The 19,009-nt window shown below is 61.0% G+C and carries 19 protein-coding genes; 16 read left to right on the top strand and 3 right to left on the bottom strand.

The window, feature by feature from the left end:
• Together ACESMW_RS09695 and ACESMW_RS09690 are read left to right on the top strand one after the other, a co-directional pair.
• Window positions 1–1,096 (top strand): MFS transporter (locus ACESMW_RS09695; RefSeq protein ID WP_372986825.1); only part of this gene is annotated, 1,096 nt, incomplete at its 5' end.
• A 204-nt stretch (window positions 1,097–1,300) separates the two neighbouring features.
• Window positions 1,301–2,122 carry an ion transporter gene (locus ACESMW_RS09690; RefSeq protein ID WP_372986824.1) on the top strand — a complete coding sequence of 274 codons (822 nt, stop codon included), beginning with the start codon at window positions 1,301–1,303 and terminating at the stop codon, window positions 2,120–2,122.
• Here the strand turns inward: ACESMW_RS09690 and ACESMW_RS09685 are convergent, their stop codons facing one another.
• Window positions 2,123–2,500, bottom strand: a complete 378-nt coding sequence (locus ACESMW_RS09685; protein ID WP_372986823.1) for a SirB2 family protein — start codon at window positions 2,498–2,500, stop codon at window positions 2,123–2,125.
• Window positions 2,501–2,626: 126 nt separating this feature from the next.
• On the opposite strand from ACESMW_RS09685, the gene ACESMW_RS09680 reads away from it, so the two are divergent.
• Window positions 2,627–3,811, top strand: a complete 1,185-nt coding sequence (locus ACESMW_RS09680; protein ID WP_372986822.1) for an NnrS family protein — start codon at window positions 2,627–2,629, stop codon at window positions 3,809–3,811.
• Between the two features lie 32 nt (window positions 3,812–3,843).
• Here the strand turns inward: ACESMW_RS09680 and ACESMW_RS09675 are convergent, their stop codons facing one another.
• Window positions 3,844–4,365 carry an SRPBCC family protein gene (locus ACESMW_RS09675; protein ID WP_372986821.1) on the bottom strand — a complete coding sequence of 174 codons (522 nt, stop codon included), beginning with the start codon at window positions 4,363–4,365 and terminating at the stop codon, window positions 3,844–3,846.
• A 228-nt stretch (window positions 4,366–4,593) separates the two neighbouring features.
• On the opposite strand from ACESMW_RS09675, the gene fabA reads away from it, so the two are divergent.
• The gene (gene fabA, locus ACESMW_RS09670; RefSeq protein WP_092006584.1) at window positions 4,594–5,103 is read left to right on the top strand and encodes a bifunctional 3-hydroxydecanoyl-ACP dehydratase/trans-2-decenoyl-ACP isomerase; all 510 of its coding nucleotides are present in this window, start codon (window positions 4,594–4,596) and stop codon (window positions 5,101–5,103) included.
• Between the two features lie 11 nt (window positions 5,104–5,114).
• Entirely contained in the window at window positions 5,115–6,326 is a 1,212-nt protein-coding gene (gene fabB / locus ACESMW_RS09665) for a beta-ketoacyl-ACP synthase I (RefSeq protein ID WP_092006581.1), read from the top strand.
• On the opposite strand, the gene ACESMW_RS09660 is transcribed toward fabB, so the two are convergent.
• Window positions 6,313–6,669 (bottom strand): helix-turn-helix transcriptional regulator, encoded by a 357-nt coding sequence (locus ACESMW_RS09660; protein WP_092006579.1) that lies wholly within the window; start codon window positions 6,667–6,669, stop codon window positions 6,313–6,315. The two genes, fabB and ACESMW_RS09660, sit on opposite strands and share 14 nt — an antisense overlap.
• A gap of 195 nt (window positions 6,670–6,864) precedes the next feature.
• Between ACESMW_RS09660 and yegQ the strand changes: the two genes are divergently transcribed.
• From yegQ to ACESMW_RS09605, 11 genes are all read left to right on the top strand, one after another.
• Window positions 6,865–8,184 (top strand): tRNA 5-hydroxyuridine modification protein YegQ, encoded by a 1,320-nt coding sequence (yegQ, locus tag ACESMW_RS09655; RefSeq protein WP_372986833.1) that lies wholly within the window; start codon window positions 6,865–6,867, stop codon window positions 8,182–8,184.
• Window positions 8,185–8,654: 470 nt separating this feature from the next.
• On the top strand, window positions 8,655–10,103 hold the full coding sequence (sufB, locus tag ACESMW_RS09650; protein ID WP_372986820.1) for a Fe-S cluster assembly protein SufB: 1,449 nt from the start codon (window positions 8,655–8,657) through the stop codon (window positions 10,101–10,103).
• A 61-nt stretch (window positions 10,104–10,164) separates the two neighbouring features.
• Window positions 10,165–10,938: a Fe-S cluster assembly ATPase SufC gene (gene sufC, locus ACESMW_RS09645; RefSeq protein ID WP_372986819.1), complete on the top strand. Its 774-nt coding sequence runs from the start codon at window positions 10,165–10,167 to the stop codon at window positions 10,936–10,938.
• A gap of 12 nt (window positions 10,939–10,950) precedes the next feature.
• Complete coding sequence (gene sufD / locus ACESMW_RS09640) at window positions 10,951–12,237, top strand: Fe-S cluster assembly protein SufD (RefSeq protein WP_372986818.1); 1,287 nt, start codon at window positions 10,951–10,953, stop codon at window positions 12,235–12,237.
• A gap of 6 nt (window positions 12,238–12,243) precedes the next feature.
• Window positions 12,244–13,497, top strand: a complete 1,254-nt coding sequence (locus ACESMW_RS09635) for an aminotransferase class V-fold PLP-dependent enzyme (RefSeq protein ID WP_372986817.1) — start codon at window positions 12,244–12,246, stop codon at window positions 13,495–13,497.
• Window positions 13,498–13,510: 13 nt separating this feature from the next.
• Window positions 13,511–13,867: a HesB/IscA family protein gene (locus tag ACESMW_RS09630; protein WP_372986816.1), complete on the top strand. Its 357-nt coding sequence runs from the start codon at window positions 13,511–13,513 to the stop codon at window positions 13,865–13,867.
• Between the two features lie 95 nt (window positions 13,868–13,962).
• Window positions 13,963–14,505 (top strand): putative Fe-S cluster assembly protein SufT, encoded by a 543-nt coding sequence (gene sufT, locus ACESMW_RS09625; protein ID WP_372986815.1) that lies wholly within the window; start codon window positions 13,963–13,965, stop codon window positions 14,503–14,505.
• Between the two features lie 203 nt (window positions 14,506–14,708).
• Entirely contained in the window at window positions 14,709–15,173 is a 465-nt protein-coding gene (locus tag ACESMW_RS09620) for a SufE family protein (RefSeq protein ID WP_372986814.1), read from the top strand.
• Between the two features lie 312 nt (window positions 15,174–15,485).
• Window positions 15,486–16,808: a conjugal transfer protein TraF gene (gene traF, locus ACESMW_RS09615; RefSeq protein ID WP_372986813.1), complete on the top strand. Its 1,323-nt coding sequence runs from the start codon at window positions 15,486–15,488 to the stop codon at window positions 16,806–16,808.
• A 260-nt stretch (window positions 16,809–17,068) separates the two neighbouring features.
• Window positions 17,069–18,193 carry a multifunctional CCA tRNA nucleotidyl transferase/2'3'-cyclic phosphodiesterase/2'nucleotidase/phosphatase gene (locus ACESMW_RS09610; protein WP_372986812.1) on the top strand — a complete coding sequence of 375 codons (1,125 nt, stop codon included), beginning with the start codon at window positions 17,069–17,071 and terminating at the stop codon, window positions 18,191–18,193.
• Between the two features lie 8 nt (window positions 18,194–18,201).
• Complete coding sequence (locus ACESMW_RS09605; protein WP_372986811.1) at window positions 18,202–18,948, top strand: pteridine reductase; 747 nt, start codon at window positions 18,202–18,204, stop codon at window positions 18,946–18,948.
• The last annotated feature ends 61 nt before the right edge of the window (window positions 18,949–19,009 follow it).

Genomic DNA, 19,009 nt, shown 5'->3' with positions numbered 1-19,009 from the left:
CGCCTGCGTGTACCTGCTCACGTTCGCCACTACCTATCCCATGCTGCTGGTTGGCGCCCTGGGGGATGGCCTGGCGGGTGGCTCGTTCATTGTCGGGGTTGCATACACCGCTGCCTGGTTCGAGAAGGAACGCCAGGGCACGGCGCTAGGCATCTTCGGTGCGGGTAATGTCGGTTCTGCGGTGACCAACTTCGGCGCGCCCTTCCTGCTGGTGGCTTTCGGCTGGGAGCAGACCGCCCAGATCTACGCTACGGTGCTGGCCATCATGGGCGTGGTGTTTATCATCCTCGCCAAGGAAGATCCGCTCGCTGCCGAGCGCCGCGGCGAGAAAGCCAAAACCTTCATGGAGCAGATGGAGCCGCTCCGTGAACTGCGGGTCTGGCGCTTTGCCCTCTACTACTTTTTCGTATTCGGCGCCTTCGTGGCCCTGGCCCTCTGGCTCCCGCACTACCTGATCGGCGTGTACGGCCTGGACATCAAGACCGCCGGCATGATCGCCGCGCTGTATACCATCCCCGCTTCCCTGTTCCGCATCCTGGGGGGCTGGCTGTCGGACCGGTTCGGCGCCCGGCGGGTGATGTACTGGACGTTCGGTGCCTCGGTTATCTGTACCTTCCTGCTCAGCTACCCGCCCACCGATTACGTGGTGCACGGTATCGAAGGGGATATCCGGTTCACCCTGGACATGAGCCTGTCGATGTTCGTCGTGCTGATCTTCACCCTGGGCTTCTTCATGTCCCTGGGCAAGGCGGCGGTGTATAAGCACATTCCGGTGTACTACCCGATGCACGTGGGCGCCGTCGGCGGCGTTGTGGGCATGATCGGAGGCCTGGGCGGGTTCATCCTGCCACTGACCTTCGGCGTCCTGAATGACATCACCGGCATCTGGCAGAGCTGCTTCATGCTGATGTTCGTGATCGTGGCCGCCGCACTGGCCTGGATGCACTACGCCATCCGCACCGCCGAACGGGAAGAGTGGGCCGCCAACGAGGAACGGACCGACCTGCCGGAACTGGCCACGCCACATCTGTTCTACCCGCTGAATCGCCCGCAGCATAAGCCTCCGTTCGTCAAGACACCGCCGAAACGGGACTGACACGGGTTTTCTCCGGCAAGCCTCACTTGCAACACTGTGCCCCCGGGATCCGGGGGCTTTTTACTGGCATACCCGGCGGGCTGACCAGGTGAACGCATCCTCGGCCAGGCCTGAGCCAAACATGACATCAGGGTAAATACCCTACCCCCAACCCCCCGCCAGCCATTAGAATTGGCGCCGATTTTCTTTACGCGGAGCTCCAGCATGTCCCCGGAACTGAGTCCTGTTACCGGTTTCAACACCCTGCGCCGGATCGAATCCAGCAGAATCTTTCAGGGTGCGGTCATTGCCATCATCATCCTGTCGGCCCTGACCATCGGCGCCAAGACCTACGACCTGCCCCCGCTGGTGGAGCAGAGCCTGAGTGTGATGGACAACGCCATCACCGTGTTCTTCCTGGTTGAGATCCTGTTCCGGTTTGCCGCCTGCCCGACCAAACGCCGGTTCCTGTTCGACGGCTGGAACCTGTTCGACACCATCGTGGTGATCGGCAGTCTGATCCCGCTGGACAATTCCGAGGCCGTGTTACTGGGCCGCCTGCTGCGGGTGTTCCGGGTGCTGCGCCTGGTCTCCGTGGTGCCGGAACTTCGGTTCCTGATCAACTCCCTGCTCAAGGCCATCCCGCGCATGGGCTACATTGCCCTGCTGATGTTCATCATCTTTTACATCTACGCGGCCATGGGCGCGCTGTTCTTTGCCAGAGTGGACGAGGAATTGTGGGGCGACGTCGCGATTGCCATGCTCACCCTGTTCCGGGTCGCGACGTTCGAGGACTGGACCGATGTGATGTACGCCACCATGGAACAGTACCCGCTCAGCTGGCTGTATTACCTCACCTTTATCTTCCTGACCGCGTTCGTGTTCCTGAACATGATGATCGGTGCCATTCTGGAGGTCATGAGCGAGGAGCAGAATGCCAAACAGGCCCAGAAGGCCCATGACGAACGGGATGAGATCGCCCGTCAGCTCCAGTCAGTACAGGCGCAGTTACAGGAGCTGACGCGGCAGATTTCGGAGCGGCGCTGATCAGCTGAATACCGGCTTGGTCATCGCCAGATGGAAAATGGCGCCGATCTGGACAAACGCCAGAATGGCCGCCACTACCCGGGTCGGGGCGCCCAGAGTGGTTTTCAGGGCAAACAGGCCTGCCACGATGTAGCCGATCAGCAGGAAGATCTTGGCCGTCAGCCAGCCGTGAACGAAAGGCATCCAGGGTGTCACGAACAGCAGGCTGATGGCCGCTACCAGCAGGATGGTGTCGTTGGCGTGGGGAATCCAGCGCAGCGGCGTGCGCCGCCATTCAGGCCGGCCGACGGCATCCATCAGCAACCTCAGGGCAAACAGCACCACCGTGATATATGCTGTAGTCATGTGCAGGTGTTTCAAAATCAGGTAGGCACTCATAAGACTTCCATTCTGAATCAATGTGATAGATGCATTGTACGCAAAGATACCCGGTTGGGGGTATGGTCATTTCCGGCACAAGGCAATAACATATAATATAAATATATGTATTAATGGAGGCCCGCCATGCAGGCAATCCCGACCTCGGCGACCACGGATGCAGCCAGCATCCGACAACTGTTCAGCTATCCGTTCCGCATTTTTTTCCTGTCCATGACCGTGCTAGCCCTGCTGGTGGTTCCAGTGTGGGTCATGCAGCTGACCGGTGTCCTGAGCCTGCCCCTGGCCATGCCCGGCCTGTTCTGGCACCAGCACGAAATGCTGTTCGGGTTCCTGACGGCGGCCATTGCCGGCTTTTTGCTGACCGCCGTTTGCGTATGGACCGGGACCAACAGGACCCACGGAGCCAGACTGGTGGCCCTCTGGGGAGTCTGGCTGGCCGGCCGACTTCTGCTGGCCTTCGGTGGTGGTTTGCCGGACTGGCTGGTGCACACCATTAACCTGGCGTTCCTGCCCCTGGTCATGATTGATGCCGGCTGGCGCGTCTGGCATGCACGGCAGAAACGGCAACTCATGATCCTGGTGGTTCTGGGCCTGCTCTGGCTGATGCAAATCGGGTTTGTGCTGCGCCTGGACATGACCTACAGCTACGGCGCCCTGATCATGGCCATGGCGCTGATCAGTATCATCGGCGGGCGCATCACGCCGGCCTTTTCCGGTGGCTGGTTGCGCCAGCGCGGCCTCGATGCCTCCAGTATCCGTATGATACCCGCGTTGGACATGGCCTCCCTCTTCTCCATGATCCTGCTGATGGCGACCCTGGTCACCGGCTGGCATACCGTGGCCGGGTTGCTCGCCATCGTGGCCGCAACGCTGATGCTGGTGCGACTGGCCGGCTGGAAGGGCTGGCTGGTCCGCAAGGAACCGCTGCTGTGGATCCTGCACCTGTCCATTCTCTGGGTTCCGGTGGCGCTGGCGTTGCTGGCCGGTACCCTGCTGGCCGGCTGGCCGTCCAATGCCTGGAGCCATGCCGCCGGCACCGGGGCTGTCAGCTGCCTGATCCTCGGCGTGATCGCCCGGGTTTCCCTGGGCCATACTGGTCGCCCGCTGGTACTGCCCCGGGGCATGGTACTGGCCTTCGTTGCCATTCATCTGGCGGCGCTGATCCGGGTACTCACCGCCCTGGATATCATCCCCTGGCATCCCGGCATCGGCAGCAGTACCGTGTTGTGGTTTGTGGCGTTCGGTCTGTTCCTGATCCGCTACACCGGAGTACTGGCCTCACCCCGGCCGGACGGAAAGGAAGGGTAAATCAGGAAGGGAGTAATAAAGCTGGCTGCCACTCAGGCAGCCAGCTTTTCTTTTGCCAACTCGGAAAAGACCGCGCGGGCTTGCCGGAACCGGTCGGCGGGAAAGTGGATGCTGATACCCTCAAGGGCGGCCATCAGCATTTCCAGGTGCGCATCCCAGCCGGCGCAGGCGATGGGCACCAGATCGTCATTGGGCAGGGACAGAGTCAGCCGGAGCCGGGTTGCCTCACCGGACTCGAGCGGATCAAGTTTCCAGGTCAGTGGCCGCTCCGGGTCGTCACCCGAACTCCAGGAATAGGCCAGCAGACGTGGTGGCTCACAGGCCCGGATGTGACAGTCGATGGGTGTTCCGCTATTGCCGAACTCCAGCTGTACCCTGCCACCGGCCCGCTGCTCGATAACGCCCGGCGCCAGCCAGCGAGCCAGGTGCACGGAATCGGTCAACATCTCCCACACCCGTACCGGCGAATGCTCAATCTGCCGTTCCAGTTGAATCTCGACCCGGTCACCCTGCAGCGCCAGATCACCCTCGATTGCCAGTTCTTCGCCATTCATAGATACCTCCGGGGAATCCCGTTTAATGACGATTCCAGATTCAGGTTCGGATCAGGCTAGCAAAGCGCCGGCATAGGATCTTTGATGACTGTCAATTGACCCTTGCCCGGGCTTTGGCACCCCGAATTCACACAATCAACCGACAATCATCCACTAAAGGTCAATAGCACCGGCCGGAATAGGCGCTAAAGTATGAGTAAATCATTTTGTAACTGAGACACTGGCACTATGAACCCGGATCATTTTGACAAAGAAGACCTGATCAAGTGTGGCCATGGCGACCTGTTCCCCGGCAACATGCGCCTGCCCATTGACCAGATGCTGATGTTCGACCGCATCACTCACATCGCTGACGACGATGGCCTGTATGGCAAGGGCAGCGTCGTTGCCGAACTCGACATCAACCCGGACCTCTGGTTCTTCAAGGTTCATTTTGTTGACGATCCCGTCATGCCCGGCTGTCTGGGCCTGGATGCCATGTGGCAGCTGGTCGGGTTCTTCCTGGCCTGGGGTGGCGGTGAAGGCAAGGGGCGTGCGCTCGGTTCCGGTGAAGTAAAATTTACCGGCCAGGTGCTGCCCACTGCCAAGAAGGTAACCTACCGCCTGGATCTCAAGCGCGTGATCCGGCGCAAGCTGACCATGGCGATTGCCGATGGCCGGATGGAAGTGGATGGCCGGGAAATCTACACCGCCAAGGACCTCCGGGTTGGCATGTTCACCTCGACCGATGATTTTTAGGAGTTAACAGGATGCGTCGCGTTGTAATCACCGGCATGGGGATTGTCTCCAGCCTGGGAACCAACCAGAAAGAAGTAGCCCAGTCCCTCCGCGACTCAAAGCCGGGGATTGGCTTCAGCCAGGAAGCAAAGGACAACGGCCTGCGCAGTCACGTTTGCGGCCAGATTGACCTGAACCTGCCCGAGCTGATCGATCGCAAGCTCTGGCGCTTCATGTGCCCGGCTTCCGGATACACCTACCTGGCCATGCGTGAAGCCATCGAGCAGGCCGGCCTCACCGACGAGCACATCAAGGCGGATACCACCGGTCTGATCTTCGGTCAGGGCGGCGCGTCCACCGTGGAACTGCTGGACTCCATCGACACTCATCGCGAAAAAGGCATCCGCCGGGTCGGTCCTTACCGGGTGCCCCGCACCATGGGCAGTGCCATCAATGCGTCCCTGGCCACCGGCTTCGGCATCCGCGGCATCAACTACGGCATCACCTCCGCCTGTGCCACCAGCGCCCACGCCATCGGCCACGCCGCCGACCTGATCGCCCTGGGCCGTCAGGATGTCATGTTTGCCGGCGGTGGCGAGGACATCCACTGGACCCTGAGCCTGCTGTTTGACGCCATGGGCGCCCTGTCCACCAAGTACAACGACACCCCGGAACTGGCCTCCCGCACCTACGATGCCGACCGCGACGGTTTCGTTATCTCCGGCGGTGGCGGTGTGCTGGCCCTGGAAGCCCTGGAACATGCCGAGGCCCGTGGCGCCAACATCCTGGCCGAACTGGTCGGCTTCGGTGCCACCTCCGACGGTGCAGACATGGTCGCCCCCAGCGGCGAAGGCGCGGTACGCTGCATGAAGCAGGCCATGAAGAATCTGGATGGCGAAATCAGCTACGTGAACACCCACGGCACCAGCACGCCGGCCGGTGACATCACCGAACTGAAAGCCCTGAAGGAAACCTTCGGCGACAAGATCCCGCCGCTGAGCTCAACCAAGCCGCTGTGCGGCCACGCCCTTGGCGCTGCCGGCGTGCACGAGGCCATCTACAGCCTGATCATGCTGCGGGAAGGTTTCATCGCACCGTCCGCCAACATCCAGAACCTGGATGAGGGTGCCGAAGGCTACCCGATTGTCCGTGAGCGCATGGACAACCAGAAGCTGGACCTGGTGATGAGCAACAGCTTCGGCTTCGGTGGCACCAATGCCACCCTGATCTTCAAGAAAGTCTGAGGGAACGGTATTCAGCCGGGGAAGTGCCCATCCAGCGCTTGAACGCCCGGCTGAATGCACTCAACTCCGAGAACCCAAGCTGCTCGGCGATTTCCACCAGCGGCTTGGTTTTATCCTGCATGTAGGTAAGCGCCTGCTTACGGCGGACCTCTTCCAGCAAGCTGGCAAAGGTCAATCCTTCGCGCTTCAGCTTCTTGTGCAGGGTGTAACGGCTCATGTGCAACTGGGAAGCCACAACCTCCACCCCGACCTTGCCACGGGCAAGCTGCACGGTGATCAGCGAACTCACACGGGCACTCAGCGACGCCCGCGCAACCTCCGGCCTCAGAGGCTCTGATGCCATGAACAATTCCTCCTGTGTTCTATCTGGCCTTATCTGCCAAGCGGCTTAGCGTACACATGTTAGCCGAAAACAATCAATAAGACCTTTGAGCGAGATCAAAGCCCGCCCTCACGTTTTCCGGCAAACTGCGCGCCCTTGTATGTCACCATGGCGGGACTGTACCCGCCCCGCACCGAGAATACCCGGAGTTTTGCCATGATCACCCCGGAACTGCTTGCCCCGGCGGGCACCCCCGAACACCTGGAAACCGCCTTTGCCTACGGCGCCGACGCGGTCTACGCGGGCCAGCCACGCTACTCCCTGAGAGTAAGGAACAACAGTTTCAAGGACGTTGCAGCCCTGGGCGCCGGCATCAACCGCGCCCACGAACTTGGAAAACAGTTCTACCTGGTCTCCAACATCGCGCCCCACAACAACAAGGTGCGCAGCTACCTCAAGGACCTGGAACCGGTGATCGAACTGGGCCCGGACGCCCTGATCATGTCCGACCCCGGCCTGATCATGCTGGTCCGGGAAAAATGGCCGGACCAGCCCATCCACCTCTCGGTACAGGCCAACGCGGTGAACTGGGCCACCGTCGAATTCTGGCGCCGTCAGGGCATCAGCCGCGTCATCCTGTCCCGGGAACTGGCCCTGAACGAAATCCGCGAGATCCGCGAGCGGGTTCCCGACATGGAACTGGAAGTCTTCGTCCACGGCGCCCTGTGCATGGCCTACTCCGGCCGCTGCCTGCTGTCCGGCTATATGAACCACCGGGACGCCAACCAGGGCGCCTGCACCAACGCCTGCCGCTGGAATTACAAGGAAGTCCAGCACAGCCACGACCAGACCGGCGACCTGATCGCCACCTCGGCCACCAGCAACGTGCAGGAAGTGGAACCCCGGGAAATCCTGCTGGAAGAACCCAACCGCCCGGGCGGCTTCATCCCTGCCTACGAGGATGAACACGGCACCTATATCATGAACTCCAAGGATCTGCGCGCCGTCCAGCACGTGTCGGAGTTGGTCAAAATGGGCGTCCACTCCCTGAAAATCGAAGGCCGCACCAAAAGCACCTACTACGTCGCCCGAACCACCCAGGTCTACCACCGCGCCATCGACGACGCCGTCGCCGGCAAAAGCTTCGACATGGGCCTGATGAACGAACTCGAAGCCCTCTCCAACCGCGGCTACACCGAAGGCTTCCTCCGCCGCCACCTACCCCAGGAATACCAGACCTACGAACAGGGCTCCTCCTTCCTCGGCACTCAGCAGGTGGTAGGCACTGTTGCTGATGCGGATGACCGATGGCTGACCATCGACGTCAAAAACAAATTCGCCCCCGGCGACCAGCTGGAACTGATCACCCCGGCGGGTAACCTGCGGTTCAGCGCGGACAGCATGGAAAATCGGAATGGCGAGTCCATGGGATATGCGCCGGGCAGCGGGCATGTGGTCAGAATCCCGAAGCCAAGCCAGCTACCGGAATCCCTGGATTACAGCTACCTCACGCGAATCCTGCCCGCCAGCGAATAGCAATTAGTCGAAGCCTCCGGGCGGGCCTGCCTCCCAAAACCGTGCATTGCCATGGATGGCAATGCCGAGCCCCCATGGACGGGTTCACGGCGTGTTTTGGGAGGCAGGCTCGCCCGGAGGCCACCCCTATCCTTGCAGTCCTACAGGTAAAACCTATCCCCCCCGATTGCCGCTACCTTAGTGCCCCAAAGGCCGATTAAGGTATAATCCCTACACGCTCGATTTAATACCTGACTATTTTACTCTGGTATTGTATAATCGCTCGCCAGAAGCAACGGATTCGCCCACTTGAAAGCATCGGGCATCAGAAATCCGTCATCCAAAAACCGATTGCGGGGCGTACTCACACCGTGAGCGACCACTGCAACACCCACCTAGACTGATGATAGCCGCCCGCCAGCCCAACCAAACGGCTGCCGGTGACACCAAGGGCCAAGAGCCCGAGATGAGAGAATTACGGAGCGACGATCATGGCGACCACCGACAAAGAGGTGAACGAGCTGATCAAACGGGAATACGAGCACGGCTTTGTGACAGAAATCGAAGCCGACACGTTCGAACCCGGACTGAACGAAGACGTCATTGCCCGGCTTTCCGCCATCAAGAAAGAGCCGGAGTGGATGCTGGAATGGCGCCTGAAAGCCTATCGTCGCTGGCTCGAGATGGACGAGCCGGACTGGGCTCACGTCGGTTACCCGAAAATCGACTACAACTCGATTTCCTATTATTCCGCGCCCAAGCGCAAGGAAGACATGCCCCAGAGCCTGGACGAAGTCGATCCGGAGCTTCTGAAAACCTACGAAAAACTGGGCATCCCCCTGCACGAGCGGGAAAAACTGGCCGGCGTGGCCGTGGACGCGGTATTCGACTCCGTCTCCGTTGCCACCACCTTCAAGGAGCCGCTGGCCAAGGCCGGCGTCATCTTCTGCTCCATTTCCGAGGCCATCCGGGACTATCCCGAACTGGTGCAGAAATACCTGGGAACTGTTGTCCCCCACGGCGACAACTTCTTTGCCGGCCTGAACTCCGCGGTCTTCTCCGACGGCACCTTCGTGTACGTACCGAAAGGTGTACGCTGCCCGATGGAGCTGTCCACCTACTTCCGCATCAACGCCGCCAACACCGGCCAGTTCGAGCGCACCCTGATCATTGCCGACGAAGGCAGCTATGTCAGCTACCTCGAGGGTTGCACTGCGCCCATGCGGGATGAGAACCAGCTGCACGCTGCCGTGGTCGAACTGGTGGCCCTGGACGATGCCCAGATCAAGTACTCCACCGTCCAGAACTGGTATCCGGGCGACGAGAACGGCAAGGGCGGCATCTACAACTTCGTCACCAAACGCGGTGCCTGCATCGGCAAGAACTCCAAGATCTCCTGGACCCAGGTTGAGACCGGCTCCGCCGTCACCTGGAAGTATCCGAGCTGTGTCCTGCGGGGCGAGAACAGCGTGGGCGAGTTCTACTCCGTGGCGCTGACCCACAATTACCAGCAGGCCGACACCGGCACTAAGATGATCCACCTGGGCAAGAATACCCGGAGCACCATCATCTCCAAGGGTATCTCTGCCGGCAAGAGCTCCAACGCCTACCGGGGCCTGGTGAAATTCGGCCCGGGCGCGGAAGGTGCGCGCAACTTTACCCAGTGTGACTCGCTGTTGATCGGCGACCGCTGTGGCGCCCACACCTTCCCGTACATCGAGAGCAAGAACAAATCCGCCATCGTCGAGCACGAGGCCACTACTTCCAAGGTCAGCGACGAGCAGATGTTTCTCTGCCGCCAGCGTGGTATCGACCCGGAACAGGCCGTTTCCATGATCGTGAACGGCTTCTGCAAGGAAGTGTTCAAGGAGCTGCCGATGGAGTTTGCGGTGGAAGCCGGCAAGCTGCTGGAAGTCAGCCTCGAAGGCTCGGTGGGCTGATCCGGCCGGACACCACAGGCAACGAATTCACACAGATTCAGAGATAGAGAGAAGCAAACAAATGCTGAGCATCAAGAACCTGCACGCATCCGTTGAGGGCAAAGAGATCCTCAAGGGCATCAACCTGGAAATCAAGGCCGGGGAAGTTCACGCCATCATGGGCCCGAACGGTTCGGGCAAGAGCACCCTGTCCCAGGTGCTGGCAGGCAACGAAGCATTTGAAGTCACCGAGGGTGAAGTCACCCTGAACGGCGAGAACCTGCTGGACCTGGAAACCGAAGAACGTGCCCGGGAAGGCATCTTCCTGGCATTCCAGTACCCGGTGGAGATCCCCGGCGTCAGCAACCTGCAGTTCCTGCGCACCGCCGTCAATGCCATGCGCAAGCATCATGGCGAGGAAGAGATGAACGCCGCCGAATTCATGAAACTGGCGAAGGAAGTCTCCAAACAGGTGGACCTGGATCCGGCCTTCCTCAAGCGTGGTGTCAACGAAGGTTTCTCTGGTGGTGAGAAGAAGCGTAACGAGATCATGCAGGCTCTGCTGCTGCAGCCGAAGCTGGCCATCCTCGATGAAACCGACTCCGGCCTCGACATCGACGCCCTGAAGGTAGTGTCCGATGGCGTCAACGCCCTGCGCTCGGAAGACCGCGCCATCCTGATGGTCACCCACTACCAGCGCCTGCTGAACCACATCGTGCCGGACTACGTCCATGTCCTGGCGGGCGGCAAGATCATCAAGTCCGGTGGCCGCGAACTGGCCCTGGAACTGGAAGAGAGAGGCTATGGCTGGCTGGGCATCAAGGATGAAGAAACCGCCGACAGTGCAGCCAACTAAGGAGGCCGCGGAATGAAACCAGCACCGACTCTTTCAGCCGCGTTCCTCGAATCCGCCGGCCAGTCCCTGCCCAAGGCGCTACTCGAGCTGCGCAAGCAGCGCGGTACCGCCCTGGTGGACATGCCGCTGCCGACTCGGAAAATCGAGAACTGGAAGTACTCCAGCAAGTACCTCAAGCTGACCGACGACATGGCCAGCACCCTGCCCTCGCAGGGCAAGGCGTTCGGTGGCCAGGAGGTACCGGGCTACCGAATCGTGTTCCTGAACGGCGTCATCCAGCCGGAAGCCAGCGAGTTTCCGCAGGTTGACGGCATCCGGGTTGCCAGTTTCCGCGACCTGGATGACCAGGAAGCCGCTGAACTGGCCGATCAACTGGACAACACCCTGGACGACAAGGCCGTGCAGCTGGCCCGCCTGAATGCCGCGCGTTTTGAGGACGGCCTGCTGATCCGCCTGGAGCCGGACGCCGTGCTCGACCAGCCGCTGTTCGTCATCCACGAAGTCACGGCCGATGCCAGCGGCTCCGCCTTCCCGCGGATTTTCGTTGACGCGGGCCGCCACAGCCAGGCGACCCTGGTGGAGGAATACCGCTCCAGTGGCTCCGAACCGGTCATGGTCAACACCGTCACCGAGTTCAAGCTGGCCGACGGCGCCAACATCACCAACGTCCGCCTGACCATAGAAGGCGAGAACGTCCAGCACATCGGCGCTACCGGTGTCCGCCAGCAGCGCAACGCCCGTTTCGAGAGCCACACGGTCGGGTTCGGCGGCCCCCTGCGCCGCCACGACCTGCAGGTTCGCCTGGAAGGTGAAGGCGGCGAGTGCAAACTCAACGGCGTGGTGGTCACCCAGGGCAAACAGCACTTTGACAACCACACCACCATCGAGCACGTGGCCGCCCACTGCAACAGTGAGGAGACCTACCGCAACATCGCGGCAGACCAGTCCCACGCAGTGTTCAACGGCCGGATTCATATCCACCAGGACGCCCAGAAGTCCAATGCGGATATGAACAACAAGAACCTGCTCCTGTCCAACGGTGCAGAGATCGACACCAAACCGGAGCTGGAAATCTATGCCGACGATGTGAAGTGTGCCCACGGCGCCACCATCGGTCAGCTGGACGAGATCTCCCTGTTCTACCTGGTGTCCCGGGGTATCGGCCGGCGCCAGGCCAATGTGCTACTGACCATGGCCTTCATCAACGAACTGGTTGAGCAGATTCCACTGCAGACGGTGCGTGAGACTGCCCACACCCGGCTGAACCAGTTCTTTGACCAGACCTTCCAGGAGGTGTGACCGGTAATGACTGACCTGTCCGTGGCAAACAGCGCCAGCGCCGCCGCGTTCGACGTGGAGGCGGTGCGCCGTGATTTCCCGATCCTGTCCCAGCAGGTGAACGGCAAGCCCCTCGTGTACCTGGACAACGGCGCCTCGGCCCAGAAGCCGGTCGCCGTGCTCGATGCCATGGACCGTTATTACCGGGAAATGCACTCCAACGTGCACCGGGGCGCCCATACCTTGGGCGACCGCGCCACCGCGGCATTCGAAGGCGCTCGGGAGACCGTGCGCAACTTTGTGAATGCCGCCAGCACCCGGGAGATCATCTGGACCCGCGGTACCACCGAAGCTATCAACCTGGTGGCCAACGGCCTGGCTCCCCGCCTGAAAGAAGGTGACGAGATCCTGGTCAGCCACATGGAGCACCACGCCAACATCGTGCCCTGGCAGATGATCGCCGAACGTACCGGCGCGAAAGTGGTGCCGATCCAGGTCACGCCCGAGGGCGAACTGGACCTGGACTCCTTCAATAGCCTGCTGAACGATCGCACCCGGATCCTGGCCATCACCCATGTTTCCAACGTACTGGGTACGGTTAACCCGGTGGCACCGCTGATCGAGCAGGCCAAGAAGCGCGGTATCCTCACCCTGATTGACGGGGCCCAGGCGGTCCCGCACTTCAAGCCGGATGTGCAGACGCTGGGCTGCGATTTCTACGTGTTTTCGTCCCACAAGCTGTTTGGCCCCACCGGTATCGGCGTGCTTTACGGCAAGGCCCAGTTGCTGGAGGAAATGCCTCCGTACCAGGGTGGCGGCGAGATGATCGAGCGGGTGTCGTTCGAGCGCACCACCTGGAACGTGCTGCCCTACAAATTCGAGGCCGGCACGCCGGCGATTGCTGAGGCAGTCGGCCTTGGCGCCGCCATCGACTACCTCGACAGCCTGGACCGTGGCGCCATGGAAGCAGCCGAGAAGGCGCTTCTCGAGCGGGCGAACCAGCTGGTGGAGACGGTACCGGGCATGGAGATCATCGGCACCGCCGCCAACAAGGTGCCGGTCATGTCCTTTAAAATCGCCGGCCTGCACCCCAGTGATATCGGTACGCTGCTGGATCAGCAGGGCATCGCCATCCGCACCGGCCATCACTGTGCCATGCCGCTGATGGATTTCTACGGAGTACCCGGTACAGCCCGGGCCTCCTTTGCGTTCTACAATACGCTGGACGAGGTGGACAAACTGTTCACCGGCCTGCAGAAGATCCAGCGCCTGTTTGCCTGATGGAGGTGGAATCATGACAGCCGAAGTCTTCACCCCGAGTGACGTAACCGTGACCATGACCCCGAGTGCGGTCAGGCACGTACGTAAGCAACTCGACAAGAAGCCGGATGCCAAAGGCATTCGCCTGGCCATCAGGAAGAGTGGCTGCTCCGGCTTCAAGTACGAGACCCAGTGGGTGGATGAAGCCGCAACCGATGACCGGGTATTCCACATCGACGGCGTGGACGTGTTCGTGAAAGAGGAACACTTGCCGATGGTGAACGGCATCGAGATCGATTTTGTCACCGAGGGCGTGAATTCACTCTTCAAGTTCCGCAATCCGAATGCCACGGCAGAGTGCGGGTGTGGAGAGAGTTTTACCGTCGCCTGATTGGTGACAACGGGGTCAGACATGAAGACGGGGTCAGATGAAAGCTTTCTTCTGACCCCAACTTAAACAAACCAAAGCACATTACGAGACCAGGCATGCAAGAACGGGAAGTGGTCCTGACCAAACGCGAGGTGGAAGCACGCCTCGTTCCCGCCGGAACCGAGATCATGATTCCGGCGGACACCTTTGTGACCATCACTCAGTCCCTTGGCGGCACTTTCACGGTAGCCGTCAACGGCAACCTGGCCCGGATTGAAGGCCACGACGCCGATGCCCTGGGCAAGCAACCGCTGGAAAGCAGCTTCGAGACCCCGGAAGACGGCACCGTCAACGAGAACCAGGTATGGGAAGCCCTGCGCAACTGCTACGACCCGGAGATCCCGGTAAACGTGGTGGACCTCGGGCTGATCTACGAGTGCAAGATCGAGAACGACACCGAGGAAGGCAACCACGTCTACATCAAGATGACCCTCACCGCCGCCGGCTGCGGCATGGGCCCTGTCATCTGTGACGACGTCAAACGCAAGGTCGAGCATGTTCCCAACGTGGACAAGGTGACCGTCGAACTCACCTTCGACCCGCCCTGGAACAACGACATGCTCACCGACGAGGCCAAGCACGAGCTCGGAATGCTGTAAAGGTTGCAAATGGGGTCAGAAGACGGCTTTCTTCTGACCCCGACTTCATCCTCCGGGCCTGAACCGCTAACATGGGGTCAGATGAACGCTTTCATCTGACCCCGTTTTAGAACCCGACCCTGGGATCTGAATTCCCCCGGGGTCTGAAGAAAGCCTTCTTCTGACCCCATTTTCACACCCAGGGCCAAAACAGCAGCAATCAAATGACCGCCACCAAAGAAGACTTCCTGAACAACCCCCTCGGAACCAAAACCACCCTGGAAGATGTCCTGGACGCCTTCGAATTCCTGGATGACTGGGAAGAACGCTACGCCTACATCATCGACCTGGGCAAGCAGCTGCCCGCCTTCCCGGACGATGCCCGTACCGAGGAAAACTACGTGCACGGCTGCCAGAGCCAGGTGTGGCTGATCCACCACTACGACGAAGCCAGCGGCAAGCTGTACCTGCTGATTGATTCCGACGCCATGATCGTGCGCGGACTCGCGGCGATCATCCTGGTGGCCCTGAACGGCAAAAGCCCCCGGGAGCTGCTGACCACCGATATCGACGAACTGTTCGAAGAGCTGGACCTGTTCCGCCACATCTCCCCCACCCGCGGCAACGGCCTGAGGGCCATGGTAGGCAAGATCCGGGACCTGGCCGCGGCGGAAGCCGCCGAATCCTGAGCGTGAACGGTGGGCGCCTCAGGGGTCTGATGAACGCTTTCATCTGACCCCAAGTTCGATCATGCCCCGGGGTGGCAGCCCTTGGGGTCTGATGAAAGCCTTCATCTGACCCCGTCTTGGACGCCAACCTCCGTGCATGGCTAAAGCTGGGGTCAGAAGAAGGTTTTCTTCAGACCCCACGTTGCTCCCGCACCCAACTTACACTTCGAAAACAATCTGTTACCACTTGTGTCATGTTCCCGAAAGGGACCTGCTCTAACCTGTCGGCTCCATAATATTTGTCCTCTAAACAAACCCAAGACAGGTATCCGAATGAGCAGTAACCGTCTGACCAGACTCTCCGTGGCCATCGGCCTCTCCATTGCCACCAGCACCGCCCTTGCCAGCCCCCAGCAGTTCATGTCCGCCCGCTCGTTTGCCATGGCCGGCACCGGCGTGGCTACCGCGCACCCGGCCGATGCGGCCATGACCAACCCTGCGATGATGGCAGCGGATCACCACGACTGGTCAGACGATTTCGGGCTTATGCTGCCGTCAGTCAACGCCCGCGCCGCTGATGAGGAAGAGACCGTTGACCAGATCGATGATATCCAGGACGTGATCGAAGAGTTCGACGGGCTGGTCACCGAATTCGAAAACACGTCCAATCGCCAAAACGCCGAGAACCTGGCCGCCAGCGCTGAGGATCTCCGGGACCGTCTGGTTGCCTTTGACGAGGACACCGTCCGGGTCAATGCCGGTCTGGGACTTGGCCTTGCCGTACCAGGCCAGAGCCTTTCGGTTGGCGTGTTCACCAATGCCAACCTGACCGCCACCGTGCGCGGGGAGCTGTCCGACAGCGACCGCACCCTGCTGGACAGCATCGTAACCGCGGCAGAATCGGGCTCACCCTCCAACGTGCAGGCCATCATCGACGGAGCAGCAGTCGACGACCAGGGCGATATCCGCTTTGATTCCCGGGGCCGCATCCTCGCCTCGGCCGTCGGTGAAGTCGGCATTGCCTTTGCCCGCGCCTTCGAGCTGCAAAGCGGTGACCGCTTCCAGCTGGGCTTCTCCCCCAAGTACGTGGAGCTGAGGACTTTCCAGTACACCGAAACCGTCTCCGGATTTGAGGACGATGAATTCGACGGCGACCAGTACGAGACCGACAAGAGCGGCTTCAACGTGGACCTCGGCGCCGCCTACGCTTTTGGCGACGAGCACCAGTGGAATGCAGGCGTGGCCGTGAAGAACCTGATCCCCATGGAACTGGACTCCGCCGCCAGCCGGCCTGAGCTGGGCGAACAGGTGCGCACCCTGGAACTCAACCCCATGGTCACCGCCGGCATTGCCCACAAGAGCGAGCATCATGTAGTGACCGCCGAACTGGACCTCACCAAGAAGGAAGCCTTCGGCTTTGAAGATGACACCCAGTGGCTCGCCCTGGGCGCCGAGTTTGATGCCTGGCGCTATGCCCAGCTGCGCGTCGGCGTGCGCCACAACCTGGCCAGCAACGACAACAATGACGGCATCGAAGAAGACACCCAGTTCACCGCCGGCCTCGGCCTGAACATTCTGGGTGCGCGCCTGGACCTGGGTGCGCTGTACAGCGATGCGGATGTGGGTGCGGCTATCGAGATTGGCAGCGCGTTCTGAGCTGAACCAGGAACATGGGGTCAGATGAAAGCCTTCATCTGACCCCTTCTTGGACGCCAACCACGGTGCCTGATCAAACTTGGGGTCAGAAGAAGGTTTTCTTCAGACCCCTGAGTCAGCCGCCCCCCGGAGCTCGCGCGGGGGTCTGATGAACGCTTTCATCTGACCCCTTTTTCATGTCCACCACACCCCCATTTGCTTACCTCCCGCCCACACCCGATAATCCCCCAACACCTGAACCAAAAACCAAAGGCCTCTGCATGCAAACCTACCTGGTCGGCGGCGCTGTCCGTGACGAACTGCTGGGCATTGACGTCAAGGATCGTGACTGGGTGGTGGTCGGCGCCACCCCGGACGAGATGCTGGCCAAGGGCTTCAAGCAGGTGGGCGCGGACTTTCCGGTTTTCCTGCATCCCCGGACCCGGGAGGAATATGCCCTGGCCCGCACCGAGCGCAAGCAGGGCCGGGGCTACCACGGCTTCAGCGTCTACAGCGCCCCCGATGTCACCCTCGAGGAAGATCTCAAGCGCCGGGACCTGACCATCAACGCCATGGCCAGGGATGAGCTGGGCCAACTGGTGGATCCCTTCCACGGCCTTGAGGATCTCCGCGCCCGGCAGCTACGCCATGTTTCACTGGCCTTTGCCGAAGACCCGCTGCGCATTCTCCGCACCGCCCGGTTTGCCGCCCGCTTCCAGCCCATGGGATTCGAGGTACATCCGGACACCATGGCATTAATGCAACAGATGGTCGACGAGGGCGAGGTGGATCACCTGGTGCCGGAGCGGGTCTGGCAGGAAGTCCAGCGCGCCCTGCACGAACAGGAGCCGGGCACCTTTTTCGAGGTTCTGCGGGACTGTGGTGCCCTATCCGTACTGATCCCGGAACTGGCGGATGACGGCACCCTGGCCATGGCACTGTCCGCACTTCGCCGTGTCGCCCGGAAGGACACCAGCACCGACCAACGCTTTGCCGCCTTGCTCCTGCCGCTCACCGCGGAGCAGGCAGTGGCCCGTGCGGAGGCCATGAAGGCCCCCAACGATTGCCGGGATCTGGCCAGGCTGGCCTGCCATTTCAAATCCGCACTGGCTGATTTATCCTCAGGCAAAGGCTCAACCGTTTCCGCGCTGCTCGAACTGCTGGATTATGCCGACCTCTGGCGCCGCGAGGCGCGTTTCCAGGCGCTGTTGCAGGTACTGGACTGCGCTTTGTCCGAAGACCTCGGGGCCCAGGTACACGCCCTGCAGTTCGCCGCCCGGGCGGCCGCCGGGGTCAATCCCAGGGAACTCCTGACTCAGGGATTCAAGGGCAAAGCCCTGGGTGAGGCAATCCGGGCAGAACGGCTGAAGCGTATAGAACAGGCATTGCCCGCATCCAACAGCTGAGGACAGACATGACTGACAACGCGCCCGTTGCACTGGTTACCGGCTCCGCCCACCGCCTGGGGGCCCGCACCGCCGAGATGCTGCACGACCGGGGCTGGAACCTGGTGGTTCACTACCGTACCCGACAGACCCAGGCCACGGCGCTGACCGAGAAACTCAACGAGGCACGCCCCGGGTCGGCGATCTGCCTGCAGGCTGACCTGACCCGGATGGACGATGTCCACCGCCTCGGCAAAGAGTCTCTGGCCCACTGGGGCCGGCTGGATGGCCTGGTGAACAACGCATCGGTGTTCTACCCCACCCCCAATGGCGAAGCCATGTACGACGACTGGGACCGGATAATGAACACCAACCTCCGTGCGCCCTTCTTCCTGCTCCAGACCTGCCTGACTGCCCTGAAAAACGCCCGCGGCAGTGTCGTCAACCTGATCGACATTTACAGCGAAAAGCCCCTGAGCAATCACCCCCTGTACTGTGCCAGCAAGGCCGGTCTGGCCGCATTGACCCGCTCCTGGGCCAAGGACCTGGCCCCGAATGTCCGGGTGAACGGGGTGTCACCGGGCGCAATTCTCTGGCCGGAAAACGACGGCGCTATCGACCGGAGCTACCAGAAGGCCATTGTCGAGAAGACCCCGCTGGCTACCACCGGTAATCCCGACGACATTGCCAGCATGGTGATCTTCCTGATGTGTGACGCCCCCTTTGTCACCGGCCAGATTATCTCCGTGGATGGCGGCCGCAGCCTGAACATGTAAGCCCGGCTGCTCCACCTCGCCCCGGCCAGGTTTTGGCCACCCACCCCTTTCCGGATACAAT

The sequence above is a fragment of the Marinobacter sp. genome (assembly GCF_041690455.1).
GTDB lineage: Bacteria > Pseudomonadota > Gammaproteobacteria > Pseudomonadales > Oleiphilaceae > Marinobacter.
This window is presented reverse-complemented; position numbering and strand designations above follow the sequence as displayed.